Source organism: Paractinoplanes globisporus DSM 43857, from assembly GCF_000379645.1.
In the GTDB taxonomy this organism is placed as follows: Bacteria; Actinomycetota; Actinomycetes; order Mycobacteriales; family Micromonosporaceae; genus Actinoplanes; species Actinoplanes globisporus.
This window is the reverse complement of record NZ_KB903297.1, coordinates 180,554-193,657: the sequence shown is the minus strand read 5'-3', so window position 1 is coordinate 193,657 and position 13,104 is coordinate 180,554. Positions and strand designations below refer to the sequence as shown.

General features: G+C 70.0%; 16 protein-coding genes and 1 pseudogene. 4 read left to right on the top strand and 13 right to left on the bottom strand.

Annotated features, from left to right (window positions below):
- Positions 1–15 precede the first annotated feature (15 nt).
- A complete protein-coding gene (locus A3CQ_RS0111615; protein ID WP_020511106.1) occupies positions 16–1,212 on the top strand; it encodes an arginine deiminase in 1,197 nt (398 codons plus the stop codon).
- On the opposite strand, the gene A3CQ_RS0111610 is transcribed toward A3CQ_RS0111615, so the two are convergent.
- The 11 genes and pseudogenes from A3CQ_RS0111610 to A3CQ_RS0111560 all read right to left on the bottom strand — a co-directional run bounded on the left by A3CQ_RS0111610 (position 1,205) and on the right by A3CQ_RS0111560 (position 10,196).
- Positions 1,205–1,927, bottom strand: a complete 723-nt coding sequence (locus A3CQ_RS0111610; protein WP_020511105.1) for a glycoside hydrolase family 16 protein — start codon at positions 1,925–1,927, stop codon at positions 1,205–1,207. The two genes, A3CQ_RS0111615 and A3CQ_RS0111610, sit on opposite strands and share 8 nt — an antisense overlap.
- A gap of 5 nt (positions 1,928–1,932) precedes the next feature.
- Positions 1,933–2,850, bottom strand: a complete 918-nt coding sequence (locus A3CQ_RS0111605) for a DUF5926 family protein (protein WP_370657608.1) — start codon at positions 2,848–2,850, stop codon at positions 1,933–1,935.
- Positions 2,851–3,939, bottom strand: a complete 1,089-nt coding sequence (locus tag A3CQ_RS0111600) for a sensor histidine kinase (RefSeq protein ID WP_020511103.1) — start codon at positions 3,937–3,939, stop codon at positions 2,851–2,853.
- An 84-nt stretch (positions 3,940–4,023) separates the two neighbouring features.
- The gene (locus tag A3CQ_RS0111595) at positions 4,024–4,800 is read right to left on the bottom strand and encodes a glycerophosphodiester phosphodiesterase (RefSeq protein WP_020511102.1); all 777 of its coding nucleotides are present in this window, start codon (positions 4,798–4,800) and stop codon (positions 4,024–4,026) included.
- Positions 4,797–5,132 (bottom strand): rhodanese-like domain-containing protein, encoded by a 336-nt coding sequence (locus A3CQ_RS0111590; RefSeq protein ID WP_026205589.1) that lies wholly within the window; start codon positions 5,130–5,132, stop codon positions 4,797–4,799. The genes A3CQ_RS0111595 and A3CQ_RS0111590 overlap by 4 nt, the downstream gene beginning before the upstream one ends.
- A 10-nt stretch (positions 5,133–5,142) precedes the next feature.
- Positions 5,143–6,213, bottom strand: a complete 1,071-nt coding sequence (locus tag A3CQ_RS0111585) for an LCP family protein (RefSeq protein ID WP_020511100.1) — start codon at positions 6,211–6,213, stop codon at positions 5,143–5,145.
- A 78-nt stretch (positions 6,214–6,291) separates the two neighbouring features.
- The gene (locus A3CQ_RS0111580) at positions 6,292–7,962 is read right to left on the bottom strand and encodes a monocarboxylic acid transporter (protein WP_020511099.1); all 1,671 of its coding nucleotides are present in this window, start codon (positions 7,960–7,962) and stop codon (positions 6,292–6,294) included.
- Entirely contained in the window at positions 7,962–8,300 is a 339-nt protein-coding gene (locus tag A3CQ_RS0111575) for a DUF485 domain-containing protein (protein ID WP_026205588.1), read from the bottom strand. Before A3CQ_RS0111575 ends, A3CQ_RS0111580 begins: the two co-directional genes overlap by 1 nt.
- A gap of 129 nt (positions 8,301–8,429) precedes the next feature.
- Positions 8,430–8,957, bottom strand: a pseudogene (locus A3CQ_RS0111570) (flavin reductase family protein); the annotation flags it as partial.
- Positions 8,935–9,684 carry a GntR family transcriptional regulator gene (locus A3CQ_RS52420; RefSeq protein ID WP_020511096.1) on the bottom strand — a complete coding sequence of 250 codons (750 nt, stop codon included), beginning with the start codon at positions 9,682–9,684 and terminating at the stop codon, positions 8,935–8,937. The gene A3CQ_RS52420 and the pseudogene A3CQ_RS0111570, both read right to left, overlap by 23 nt.
- Complete coding sequence (locus A3CQ_RS0111560) at positions 9,681–10,196, bottom strand: GntR family transcriptional regulator (protein ID WP_020511095.1); 516 nt, start codon at positions 10,194–10,196, stop codon at positions 9,681–9,683. The genes A3CQ_RS52420 and A3CQ_RS0111560 overlap by 4 nt, the downstream gene beginning before the upstream one ends.
- A 129-nt stretch (positions 10,197–10,325) precedes the next feature.
- On the opposite strand from A3CQ_RS0111560, the gene A3CQ_RS0111555 reads away from it, so the two are divergent.
- Positions 10,326–10,553: a hypothetical protein gene (locus A3CQ_RS0111555; RefSeq protein WP_020511094.1), complete on the top strand. Its 228-nt coding sequence runs from the start codon at positions 10,326–10,328 to the stop codon at positions 10,551–10,553.
- Between the two features lie 52 nt (positions 10,554–10,605).
- On the opposite strand, the gene soxR is transcribed toward A3CQ_RS0111555, so the two are convergent.
- Positions 10,606–11,049 (bottom strand): redox-sensitive transcriptional activator SoxR, encoded by a 444-nt coding sequence (gene soxR / locus A3CQ_RS0111550; protein ID WP_026205586.1) that lies wholly within the window; start codon positions 11,047–11,049, stop codon positions 10,606–10,608.
- 43 nt (positions 11,050–11,092) lie between these two features.
- Between soxR and A3CQ_RS0111545 the strand changes: the two genes are divergently transcribed.
- Together A3CQ_RS0111545 and A3CQ_RS0111540 are read left to right on the top strand one after the other, a co-directional pair.
- Positions 11,093–11,776 carry a thiamine pyrophosphate-binding protein gene (locus A3CQ_RS0111545; RefSeq protein ID WP_040432177.1) on the top strand — a complete coding sequence of 228 codons (684 nt, stop codon included), beginning with the start codon at positions 11,093–11,095 and terminating at the stop codon, positions 11,774–11,776.
- A gap of 6 nt (positions 11,777–11,782) precedes the next feature.
- A complete protein-coding gene (locus A3CQ_RS0111540; protein ID WP_026205585.1) occupies positions 11,783–12,652 on the top strand; it encodes a transketolase family protein in 870 nt (289 codons plus the stop codon).
- Positions 12,653–12,655: 3 nt separating this feature from the next.
- On the opposite strand, the gene A3CQ_RS52415 is transcribed toward A3CQ_RS0111540, so the two are convergent.
- Entirely contained in the window at positions 12,656–13,093 is a 438-nt protein-coding gene (locus tag A3CQ_RS52415; RefSeq protein ID WP_020511090.1) for a hypothetical protein, read from the bottom strand.
- Between the last annotated feature and the right edge of the window lie 11 nt (positions 13,094–13,104).

The window sequence follows — 13,104 nt, the reverse complement described above, 5'->3', positions numbered from 1 at the left end:
GCGAGGAGTACCGAGATGGTTCACTACGTCGACAGTGAAGTGAGCCCGCTTCGTACGGTCCTGCTGCACCGTCCCGGGCACGAGCTCGCCCGGCTCACTCCGAGGAACAACGACTCCCTCCTCTTCGACGGCATCCCGTGGGTGGGCCGCGCCCAGGAGGAGCACGACGCGTTCGCCTCGGCTCTGCGCGAGCGCGGGGTCGAGGTGCTCTACCTCGGCGATCTGCTGGCCGAGACCCTGGCCATCCCGCAGGCGCGGGCCGAGCTCACCGAGGCCGTCCTCGACGACCGCCGGCTCGGCGACACCCTGCGCGCCGGCGTCGGGCGCTACCTGGCCGACCAGGACCCGCGACGGCTGGCCGACGTGCTCATGTCCGGTCTCGCGCACGGCGAGCTCAAGCCGGGACCGGGCGGGCTCGTCTACGAGCTGATGGAACCGAACGACTTCGTCATCGACCCGCTGCCCAACCTGCTGTTCACCCGCGACTCGTCGGTCTGGGTCCGGGACCGGGTCGCGGTGACCAGCCTCGCCATGCCTGCCCGCCGCCGCGAGACCACGCTGACCCGGGCCATCTACCGCTACCACCCGCGCTTCGCGGGAGTCGATCTGCTGTACGACCCGACGCTGGAGCACGTCGAGGGCGGGGACGTGCTGGTGCTCGCGCCGCAGGTGCTGGCGATCGGGGTCGGCGAGCGCACCACACCGGCCGGCGCCGAGCGGCTGGCCCGGCGGGTTTTCGGCGAGGGCCTGGCCCACACGATCCTCGTGGTGCCGATCGCCCAGGAGCGGGCCACCATGCACCTCGACACGGTGTGCACGATGGTCGACGTCGACGCCGTGGTCATCTATCCGAACGCGGCCGACTCGCTCCGGGCGTACACGGTCACCGCGGACGCCGACGGTGAGCCGCACGCCGGACCGTCGCGCCCGTTCCTGGAGGCCGCCGCCGCGGCCATGGGCATCGACCGGCTGCGCACCATCGAGACCGGGCTCGACCCGGTCACGGCCGAGCGCGAGCAGTGGGACGACGGCAACAACACCCTCGCCATCGCCCCCCGGCTCTGCGTCGCCTATGAGCGAAATGTCGAGACAAATGCTCAATTGGAGCGGGCGGGGATCGAGGTGGTCCGCATCAGCGGCTCGGAACTCGGCAGCGGCCGCGGCGGCCCGAGGTGCATGAGCTGCCCGATCGAGCGGGCGCCCCTCACCTGACGAGCACGTGCGACACGATGAGTTCCGGGGTCACGGCGGGTCCGCCCTTGTCGGGGAAGTCGAAGACGGCGATCTCCAGCTGGACGGGGTAGGAAGGGGCCTGGCCGACCCGCTTGACCTCTTGGCCGTCGACCGTGAACGACAACGAGTCCGCGCGCCAGTCCACGGCGTACGTGTGAAATGTGGAAACGTCGATCGGAAGCTCGACCACCGACCAGTCCTCGGTCAGGCGCGGATCGCGGAAGCGGTGCAGCCCCATCCCGACACCTCGCGGCGCGGTGCCGAAGATCTCCATCACGCAGATCTCGCCGGAGCGGGACGGCTCGTCCTCGAGGCCGGAGAGCCAGAACGCCACCATCGACCGCGGCGTGATCACGCCGCGCGCCCGGATCTCGATGTGGCCGTAGAGGGGCGTGCAGCCCCAGAAGGCCGGCTGCTCCTCGCGCACCTGCTGGCCATCGAGGAACGGCTGGCCGCCGATCGTGCTGCCGACCGGGCCCGAGAAGTTCGCGCTCTGGATGCCCGACACGCGCAGCGGCGTCTCGTGCACGCCCTCGGCCCACAAGGGCTGATCCGGCGGGATGCTCAGCCGGAGCTCGCCGTTCCTGATCTCGTACGTCCCGGCCGAGGCGGCGCGTGAGCTCCAATGCGGCAGGTACCAGGGCACCCAGACGGAGCGGTCCAGCTCAGTCGAGGTGAACTGCTCCGTCAGCATCGGCGTCAGCGCAGGGTGAGCTGCCGGCCGATCAGGCCCTGCTTGGCCCGACGTGCGTCGGCGTCGAGTGGGCCCGTCTCGGACAGGATGTCGGCGTAGCGCTTGGCGAAGTCGGCGAGCGGGGCCTCCCAGTCGGCCGACTCCGGCTCGCCCGGGATGTCCCAGACCGGGACCAGCAGGCCGTGCGCCCGGAACATGCCGGCGAACTTCGTGTTCTCCCCGAGCAGCAGGTCACCGGCGGCGCTCAGCCGGGCCAGCGCGTCCAGCGCCTGATCCTCGGCCTCGGGGAGCACCCAGCGCACGTGGCCCTTGTCCGGCGCCACCCGGCACCAGTACGCGGCCCGCGCCGACGCCATCCGCACGGTCGGGTAGATCGACGCGTTCGCCCGTTCCAGCGACGCTTTCACGTTCGGGTCGTCGGCCTGGTCCTCGTCGAGCCAGTACTCGAAGCCCTCCTGCATGGCCACGTCGAGCGGGCCGTCGACCAGGATGTCCTGCAGGCGGACGCCCTGACCGGGCAGCGCCGGCACCGACACCGTGTCGCCGGGCTCGGTGCGCAGCCCGCTGAGGATGGCCACCGCCAGATCGCGGGAGACGTCGCCGGACTGCACGTGCCGCTGGAGGCCGATGAAGACCCGGCCGTCCGTGCGGGTCATCGCGGGCCACGCCATCGGCAGCACGGTCGACAGGGTGACCGGGCGGTCGCCGTACTCCTCGACGATCTCGGGCTTGAGGGTCAGCGGCGCCGAGGCGGCGGGGACCAGCTCGCGCAGGGCGATCCACTCCGGCTCGTCGGTCAGGCCCTCGAACGGCCGGGCGACGAAGATGTCGCGCACCTTTTCGCGCTTCGGTGCGGTCTGGCGTTGGTTGCGACGCTTGCTCACGGCGAGACAGCCTAGGCGGTGGTTTCGAGTTGGGGCCACTCAGGCGCGCGGGAGTCGCACCTCGGCCGTCGTGCCGCCGCCCTCGCGCGGCCGCAGCGACACCCATCCCTGCTGTCGTTCCACCAGACGGCGTACGAGGTAGAGCCCGAGCCCGGCCCCCGGATGGCGCCGCCGGTCGCCGGCCTCGGCCTGCCAATAACGCTCGAAGGCGCGCTCGACGTGCTCGGGCCGGATGCCGATGCCGTGGTCCGAGACCCGGAAGCGCAGGGTCTCGCCGTCGGCCGCCGCGCACAGCTCGATCGGCGAGTCGGGCGGGGAGTTCTTCTCGGCGTTGGTGGCCAGCTCGGTGAGGATCGTGGCGATCGACTCGCGCTCGCCGTACGCCTTCGGCAGCTCGGCCGGCAGATTCTCCAGCCGGATCCGGCGGCGCAGGTCTTCCGGCAGTTCCTCGACCGCGCCCCGCAGCGTGTCGGGCAGGTCGTACGGCCCGGCCGGCGCCTCGCCGGGATCGCCGTCGTCGCTGGTGGCGGTCAGCAGCCGGTCGACCAGGCGGGCGAGCTCGCCGGCCCGCGCGCCGATCACCCGTACCGCCTCCTGCCGGCCCTGCTCGCCGAGCGAGTCCCAGTGGTTGGTGAGCGTGTCGGCGTAGCCCTTGATGACCGTCACCGGCGTACGCAGCTCGTGGCTGGTCACGGCGAGCCAGAGATCGCGGCTCTCCTGGCGGCGGGCCTGGTCGGGGTCGCGAGGCTGGGTGCCGTACAGCCGGCCGAGAATGCTCGCCAGCAGCTCCAGCGTGACCGAGTTATCCGAAATGTCGGACAAGGCGTGCAGCGAGCCGACCACCGTGTCGCCCGCCTTGCTGAGGGCGACGGCCTCACCGGGGAAGACGTCGTCGGTGCTGTCGATGCGGCGGCCGATGGCCGGAGCCCAGGAACCGGTGGCCGCGACGACCCGGCCGTGACCGTCCGCCGTGTACTCCACGAAGCCGGCCGCGGACGCGCCCAGCACGTCCTGGGCGAGGCGGACGATCTGCTGCACCACGGGCAGACCCGTCTCGCCGGCGTTGAGCCGATCCAGGACCGCGAGCTGACCACGAGTCAGCGCGGCGTAGTCGGGACGCTCCGGCATGACTGCGAGTCTGCCTCGCTTCCCGCTTTTTGGGCAGATGGTTGCACGCTGATCTTGAAATCTTTCACCGTGACGTGTCAGAGGTCACATCTCGGCCACGCGATCGAGCACGAATTTCGGCCGATCGGTGATCACTCCGTCGACCCGGTGGTCGAGCACCATGTCCAGATCGTCCGGCTCGTTGACGGTCCACACGTACACCTGATGGCCGGCCTGCCTGATGCTCGGCACCAGCCCCGGCCGGGACCGCACCAGGCCGACACCCGGCCCGGCGATGCGCGCGCCGAACGGCAGCCGCCCGCGACCCACGCCCGGCGGCAGGATCTCCAGCAGGTAGACCGTCGGGACGCCGGGCGCCTGGGCCCGGACGCGGCGCAGCGCGAGCGCCGCGAACGACATCACGGTGACGTGGACCTTGTCGTCGGGCAGGCCGTGCCGCCCCAGCGTCTCGACCAGCTTGCGCTCCACCTCGGCGCCGTAGCGTGACGGGTGCTTGGTCTCGATGAGTAGGCGCACCTGCCGGCCGCTGTCACGCAGAGCCTCCAGCAGCCGGTCGAGCGTGAGCAGCCGGCTCAGGTCGGGCAGGTCTTCGTCGGACGGGTAGCTGGGATGCCACGACCCGAAGTTGAGCGCGTCGAGCTCGGCCAGCGTCTTGGTGCTGACCAGGCCGCGGCCGTTGCTCGTCCGGTTGAGGTTGCGGTCGTGCACGCAGACCAGGTGGCCGTCGCGGGTGAGCCGCACGTCGCACTCGAGACCGTCCGCGCCGTCCTCGAGGGCGCGCATGTACGCCCCGAGCGTGTGCTCGGGCAGCGCGTCGGCGCCCCCGCGATGCGCGAAGACCAGTGGGCGATAGTCACTCACAGCACTTGAGCCGGTTGCCCGCTCTCGCTGACGACCTCGCGGCCCGAGGCGGCCCAAACCTGCATGCCGCCGTCGAGGTTGCGCACGTTGTCCCAGCCGTTGGCCATCAGGTAGGACACGACCTGGCCGGAGCGGCCGCCGGAGCGGCAGACCACGACCACCTCGATGTCGGTCGGCACCTCGGCCATCCGCGCCGGGATTTCCATCATCGGCAGGTGGTGGGCCCCGGGAGCGTGACCGGCGGTCCACTCCTCGGGCTCGCGCACGTCCAGCAGGTAGGCGTCGTCGGCGACGTCGCCGGGGGTCACACGGGGAACTTGTGGTCCGAACACGGGATTCAGCTTACGAGGTCGGCTTTTTGAGGTTCGCGGCCATCCACTCGCTCATCTTGTCGCCGGCCACGGCCTGGTAGAGAGCGATCGCCTTCTCCTTGTCGGAGACCACCACGGACTGCCCGGAGATGGTCTCGCTGCCCTTGTTGGGGCTGGTGATGAAGGTGAGCTTGTCGCCGCGGAGGCTGCGGAACTGCACCGCCATGTCCTTGAGCGAGAAGCTCTGGTCGACGGTGACCGCGGCGGTGGCCGACTTCAGGAAGTCGTTGAGCTTGCCGGGGTTGGTCAGCGTGCCGCTGCTCGCCGCCTTGTCCAGGATCGCCTTCAGGAACTCCTGCTGGTGCTGCATGCGGGCGAAGTCGCCGCGAGGGAACTGCTTGCGCTGGCGCACCCAGTCCAGGGCCTGCTCGCCGTTCATGTGCATCATGCCCTTGGTGAACACCCGGTGCGGCTTGTGGATCGACGTGATCGTCTGGTCCACGTAGAGGTCGACGCCGCCGAGCGCGTCGGTGACCTCCTTGAAGCCGCCGAAGTCGATCGCCATGACGTTGTCGATCTTGACGTCGGTGAGGCACTCGACCGTGTGCACGGCGCGCGGCAGGCCGCCGAAGGCGAACGAGGCATTGATCTTGGCCCGGCTGCCGTCGCCGCAGGCCGCGCCGTTGCTCTTGGGTACGACCACCCAGAGGTCACGCGGGATCGAGATCAGCTGGGCCGTCTTGTGGTCGGCCGGCACGTGCATGAGGATCAGCGTGTCCGCCCGCCAGGCGTTGGCCTCGTCATCCTTCGTGTCCGGGTCGCGCGAGTCGCTGCCCACCAGCAGGATGTTCTGCGCGCCCGAGACCGCCTTGGCCGGCCGGTCGCCGGTGATCCCGGAGAAGGCGTTGGTGCGCTTGAGGTCTTCGTCGAGGCCGTTGGCGTAGCCGTACAGCGAGATACCCGCGATCACCGCGATGATCAGGACCGCCAGGCCGGCGAGCAGGGCGATGCGGCCCCAGCGCGGCTTGAGCCGGGGCCGCTTCGCGGGCGGCGGTGGGAAGGCGGGCGGTTGTACCGAGGCTCGTCCGACGGTCGTAGACATAGAACCCAGGTTACGTAGCGCCCACCTCTACACCGGGTTATCGACACTCGTTCGGCACAAAGGGGGGAGTAGGTACTCTCAGTGAGCGCCGTAGCCGGTCAGGGACCGAACCTCCAGCTCCGCGTACTTGTCGGTGTCGTCCTCCTTCGAGATCACCGTCCCGATCCAGCCGCAGAGGAAGCCGAGCGGGATCGAGATGATGCCCGGGTTGCTGAGCGGGAACCACTGCCAGTCCTCGTGCGGGAACATGGCGGTGGCCGAGCCGGAGACGACCGGGGAGAAGAAGACCAGGAAGACCGCGGAGATCAGGCCGCCGTAGATGGCCCACATCGCCCCGGAGGTATTGAACTTCTTCCAGAACAGGCTGTAGAGGATCGCCGGCAGGTTGGCCGAGGCCGCCACCGCGAACGCGAGCGCCACGAGGAACGCCACGTTCTGGCTCTGCGCCAGGATCGACAGGAAGATCGCCACGGCGCCGATGACCAGGGCGGAGATCCGGGCGACCCGAACCTCGTCCCGCTCGCCGGCCGTGCCCTTCTTGATCACGTTGGCGTAGAAGTCGTGCGACACGCTCGACGACGAGGCCAGGGTCAGGCCGGCCACCACCGCCAGGATCGTGGCGAACGCGACCGCCGCGATGATCGCCAGCAGGATCGCCCCGCCGGTGTCCCCGCCGAAGTACTTGATGCCGAGCGCCTGTGCCAGCTGCGGTGCCGCGGTGTTGCCCGCCTTGTCCTGCGCGGTGATCGCCTTGCCACCCACCAGGGCCGCCGCGCCGAAGCCGAGGGCCAGGGTGAACAGGTAGAAGGTGCCGATGATGCCGATCGCCCAGAGCACGCTCTTGCGGGCAATCTTGCTGGTCGGAACCGTGTAGAAGCGGGTCAGGATGTGCGGCAGGCCGGCCGTGCCGAGCACCAGCGCGATGCCCAGCGAGACCAGGTCCATCTTGCTGTAGAAGGTCTCGGACGCGGTCGCCTTCTCCACGCCGTAGCGCAGGCCCGGCTCGAGGAAGGCCGAGCCCTTGCCGGACTGCGCGGCGGCGTCACCCAGCAGCGTCGACAGGTTGAACTTGTAGTGCACGAGCACCAGGAACGTCATCACCAGGGCGCCGATCATCAGCATGAACGCCTTGACGATCTGCACGTACGTGGTGCCCTTCATGCCGCCGACCACCACGTAGACGATCATCAGGGCGCCGACCAGGATGATCGTGGCGACCTTGGCGGTGTCCGCGTCCATGCCCAGGAACGTGGTGCCCGGCTTGATCCCGAGCAGCAGCGAGACCAGGGCACCCGCGCCGACCATCTGCGCGATCAGGTAGAAGATCGACACCACGACCGTGGAGATGCTGGCGGCCGAGCGCACCGGCCGCTGGCGCATCCGGAACGCCAGCACGTCGGCCATCGTGTACCGGCCCGAGTTACGCAGGAACTCGGCGACCAGCAGCAGCGCCACCAGCCAGGCCACGAGGAAGCCGATCGAGTACAGGAAGCCGTCGTAGCCGAACAGCGCGATCAGGCCGGCGATGCCCAGGAAGGACGCGGCCGACATGTAGTCGCCACTGATCGCCATGCCGTTCTGGAAGCCGGAGAACTGCCGGCCGCCGGCGTAGAAGTCGGTGGCGGTCTTGGTCTGGCGGCTCGCCCAGATCGTGATGCCCAGCGTGATGGCCACGAAGATCAGGAACAGCGTGATGGTCAGCGTACGGGTGGTGGAGGTGGAGGCTTCGGCAAGCAGGTGTGACTCCATCACTCAGCACCCTCTTCCATCTTGTTGCGGATGCTGTCGGCGATCGGGTCGAGCTCGCGGGCCGAGTAGCGGGCGTATACCCACGCGATCAGGAACGTCGACACGAACTGCAGCAGGCCGAAGACGAGTGCGACGTTGATGTTGCCAACGATCTTGGCGCTCATGAAGCCGCGGGCGTACGCGGACAGCAGGACATACAGCAGGTACCAGAGGAAGAAAGCGACCGTCATCGGGAAGATGAAGCTGCGCAGCTTGCGGCGCAGTCGCTGGAAATCCTCAGACCGCTGAACGGCCTGGTATCTCTCGGTGGAGGACTCGGAAGGCACTTCTGTCGTCACCGGGATTCACCACCTTCAGTGGGGATGGGGCGGACTTTCGGGCAACGTACGAAGCCCTCTGCCCCGGTGACGGCGTGCGGTCGGACCCTGCGCCGAGTGGCGGTCTGACTGCGCCGAGTAGGTCAGCGGTCAGCGATATCGACCGCGATAGTGGATCAGCGGCGCGGCCTCGGAACCCAGCGACACGGTCTCGATCACGCCCTCGACCAGCAGCGCCCAGCCGCACTCCCGGCTGCTCTCCAGCCGGCAGCCGGCCCACGTGCCCGCGTGCGCCGGGACCGGGCCGTACTCGGTGGGCGTCCACTCGCCGGCCGCGAACAGACCGCCCGGCGCGGGCGACAGGCCGGCGAACCGATCGGCCAGCTGCCGGTCGTCCGGGCCGAGCGGGGCCACCGCGAACCGGCCGGCCTCGGTCAGCGCGTCCCAGAGGTCGCTCTCCTCGTCGATCAGCCCGAGCACCCGGCCGGGATCGCCGTCGGCGACGAGCATCGATGACACGGTGAGTCCCCGCGGTCCGGGCGCCGTCCAGAGCGTGACGGGGGCGGCCAACCTGCCGCGTAACCGCCGGACCGGGGACCGTTCCTCGTCGGGGGTGGCGAAGGGGTCGTCCGAGTGGATCCGGCCGCCGGGCGCGTCAGCTGTCACGTGAGTCATTCTGGTCGGTCAGCGGCACGTCGTAACGGATCTCGAACCGCTGTCCGGACTTGATCATCACGGTGGCCTCGACCGCCCGGCCGTCCTCGGCGTACGCGACCCGGAACTGCCGCAGCACCGGCACGTCGCCCGGCAGCCCCAGCGTCACGAACTCGGCCACCGTGGCCGGTCGCACCGACACGTGATCGACCGCCCGGACCACGCGATGGCCGAGCGCGGCCAGCACCGCCGGCGAGCCGCCCGCGAGCAGCCGCGGCGCCGTCAGCTCGGTGTCCCGCGCGATCGAGGTCGGGTAGTAGTTCCACACCAGCTCGGCCGGCTCGCCGTCGAGCGACGCCAGCTGCGACCGCACCAGCACCGGGTCGCCCACGGCCAGGCCGAACACCTCCGCCACCCGGGCCGGCGCTGGGCCCTCGCCGACCTCGATCAGCTCGGTCGAGGCGCGGCGTCCCCGCGACCGCATCGGCGGCGCGTGCATCGCGCGGATCGTCGCCGGCAGCCGGCCGGTCGCGACCACCGACTTGCCCCGATGGCCCTCGACCAGGCCCTCCGCCTTGAGGATGGCGACCGCGCGGGTCACGGTCATGTTGTTCACGCCGTAGCGTTCCCGCAGCTCGGCGGTGCTGGGCAGGCGCTCCCCGGCCGCGATGTCGCCGCTCAGGATCAGCGCCCGCAGGTCTCCGGCGAGCTGCTGCTGCCGCGACCGCAGCCCATCGTCCGAAATGCTCACTGCTCCACCCGCAGGTGGTATTCGACCGGTTTGCTGCGCTCCGCGACCATGCGATTGATTGCGAACTCCACCGGAATGCCGGTTTTATCCCGGCTGACGCGGGTCAATACAAGCAACGGCTGCGTCTGACTAATCCGTAAAATGTCCATTTCGGAGGCATCGGGCGGCCGGGCGGTGAGAGATTCGGAAACGGAGACGGCGGACCGCCCGAGCGAGGCCAGCACCGCGACCGCCCCGCCCTTGATCTTCGAAGGCGCCGCGAGGGGAGTCGAGGCAGCGAACGAAGCGGGATAAAAGGAATCCGCGATCTCCACCGGCACGTCGTCGAGCAGCATCAACCGGCTACGCACCACCGCAAGCTCCCCCTCACCCAGCGCCAGCGCGGCCCGCACGTCCTCACCCGGGGTCACACTCGCCACGTTCAGCAGCCGCTGCGTCCCCCGGCGCCCACCCGCGGCCGCCTCGGCCTTCCACGCATCGCCCGAGCCGGCCACGACATACGGGTTCCCCATGTCCGATCATGCTGCCCCATTCGGCCGAGAATGTGGACAGTCACCTTCCGGCTACTGGCCATTACACAATTTGTGTAACGTAATCCCGTCCGTAGTCGCGCACGTACAGGGCGATATGGGGAGGGGCGGATGAGTGAGGCGTTGCCGCAGCCCGGCGACGTGCTCTACGTAGGAGGCGCGGCCAGCGTCCAGTTCCAGGGCGACCGCGCGCTGACGTTCCGAGTGATCCGCGTGGACCCGAGACGCACCTACGACGGTTGGTTGTGGATAGACGGCTACGTCCTGGGCCCCTCCGGCGAAGCCATATCCCGCCGCGTCATCTTCGTGCGCCGCGAGGGCCTAAGAAAAAGACCTTGATCGTACGGGGGAGCAACCGCACCCAACCGCAACAAACCTCGCCGTTGAAGTCCTAGTCCGGCGGGTTGATGATCATCTGAGGGCCGGTGCCGCGGGCCGCGAGGCGGTCGCCCGGGTTGATCAGGTTGCAGCGCTGGAGGGAGAGGCAGCCGCAGCCGATGCAGCCGGTCAGTTGGTCGCGCAGGCGCTGCATGAGCAGGATGCGTTCCTCGAGCTTGCCGCGCCAGCGGGCGGAGAGCCGAGCCCAGTCGGCCTTGGTCGGGGTGCGGCCCTCGGGCAGTTCGGCCAGCGCCTCGCGGATCTCGTCGAGCGAGACCCCGACCTGCTGGGCAATCTTGATGAAGGCGACCCGGCGCAGCTCGGAGCGAAGGTACCGCCGCTGGTTGCCGGCCGTACGGGTGGAGCGGATCAGGCCCTCGCGCTCGTAGTAGCGCAGCGCCGAGGGCGCCACGCCGCTTCGCGCCGCGAGGTCACCGATGGCTAGCGTCTCCATCACATGCCCTTGAGTTGAAGTTCACTTTAAGTTGCAGCCTATCGGCATGACTGTCACGGCACTCCCCACCGATGCGATCCGGGCGATGGTCCGGCGCATGTCCGGGGACGAGAAGCACGCGCCCAGCTCGTACTCGACGCTCGACGTGCTCTGGGTGCTCTACGACCGCGTTCTGCGGATCGATCCGCGGAAACCCGACGAGCCGGACCGCGATCGGTTCCTGCTCTCCAAGGGCCACGGCCCGGCGGCCTACTACGCGGTGCTGGCCGCGAAGGGGTTCTTCCCGCCCGACTGGCTCGACGACATGGGCGGCTGGGACAGCCCGCTCGGCAACCACCCCGACCGCCTGCGCGTCCCGGGCGTGGAGATCGGCACCGGCTCGCTCGGTCACGGCCTCGGCATCGGCGTGGGCGTGGCGCACGGCCTGCGCGCCCAGGGCTATGCGGACAGCCGCGTGTTCGTGCTGCTCGGCGACGCCGAGCTGGACGAGGGGTCGAACCACGAGGCGATCGCGTACGCGGCGGCCGTCCGGCTCCCGCTCACCGCCATCGTGATCGACAACCAGTCGGCGACGCACGGCTGGCCGGGCGGGATCGCCGCGCGCTTCCCCGGCTGGATCATCTCGGTCATCGACGGCCGGAATCACGAGCAGATCGAGTACGCCCTGGCGAAGCGCCACCACGACCGGCCCAACCTGGTCGTGGCCACGGTCGAACCGAAGCGAGGCTGAACCATGATGCGGGAGACTTTCGTCGACACCACCACGGCGCTGCTGGCCGAGGATCCGCGTACCGCCCTCGTGCTCGCCGACATCTCGGCCGACGCGTTCGAGCCGGCCCGGCGCCGGCACCCCGACCGGGTGCTCAACGTCGGCATCCGCGAGCAGTTGATGACCGGCGTGGCCGGCGGGCTCGCGCTGACCGGCATGCGGCCCTTCGTCCACTCGTACGCGTCGTTCGTGGTCGATCGGGCCTACGAGCAGATCAAACTGGACCTCGGACACCAGGACGCGGGCGCGGTGCTGGTCAGCATCGGCGCGTCCTACGACGGAGCGGCGTCCGGGTACACCCACCAGTCGCCGGGCGACGTCGAGCTGCTCGACACGCTCGAGGGCTGGACCGTGCACGTGCCCGGCCACCACGACGAGGTGCCGCCGCTGCTGCGCGCCGCGGCCCGGCACGACGACCGCGTCTACGTCCGCCTGGGGCTGCAGGAGAACACCCGTGCGTACCCCGACAGCGCCCGGCTTCGGCTGATCAAGCGCGGCGGCCCGCTGGTCGTCGCGGTCGGCCCGATGCTCGACCCGGTGCTCGAGGCGACCCGCGATCTCGACGTGACCGTGGCGTACACGAACACGCCGCGCCCGCTCGACGCGGAGGGGCTGCGGGCGCTCGCCGAGACCGAGGTCGTCCTGGTCGAGCCGTACCTGGCCGGCACCTCGGCCCGGCAGGTCGCCGAGGCGCTCGCCGGCCGTCCGCACCGGGTGCTGCACCTGGGCGTCGGCCGCGAGGAGGTCCGCCGCTACGGCAGCTGGGAGGACCATGCGCGGGCGCACGGCCTCGACGCGGCGGGCCTGCGCACGCCGATCAAGGAGTTCCTGTGGTGAGTTTCAGGCGGCCGCGGCGCGCGGGGCCCGGAACACGTGCTCCAGGAGCGAGTCGAAGTGCCACACCGCGTCGGGCTCGCCGAGCCGCAGCCGGAAACGCTCGCGCACCCCGTCCACCGCCGTGGCCGCCATCTCGACGGCCGAGCGGGCGTGATCGGGGCTCCAGGTCACGTTGCTCAGGTGCCGCAGGTTGGCGTTGAGGTGCAGCCGCAGCCGGTGGAAGACCTTGGACTCCTGGGTGACGACCAGGCGGCGGTACGTGAGCAGCAGCATGTACTCGCCGGCCATCGGAGCGTCGGGGCGGTAGCAGCGGCTCACCAGCACGGTGGTGTCGTCGGGCTCGACACAGCGCCGGAAGATCGGCATGTGGCGGCTCACGGTCGGGATGGCCACGCCGGCTTCGGCGGCGGCGGGCAAGAACGTACGGGAGAACACGTCCATGTGGCGTTCAA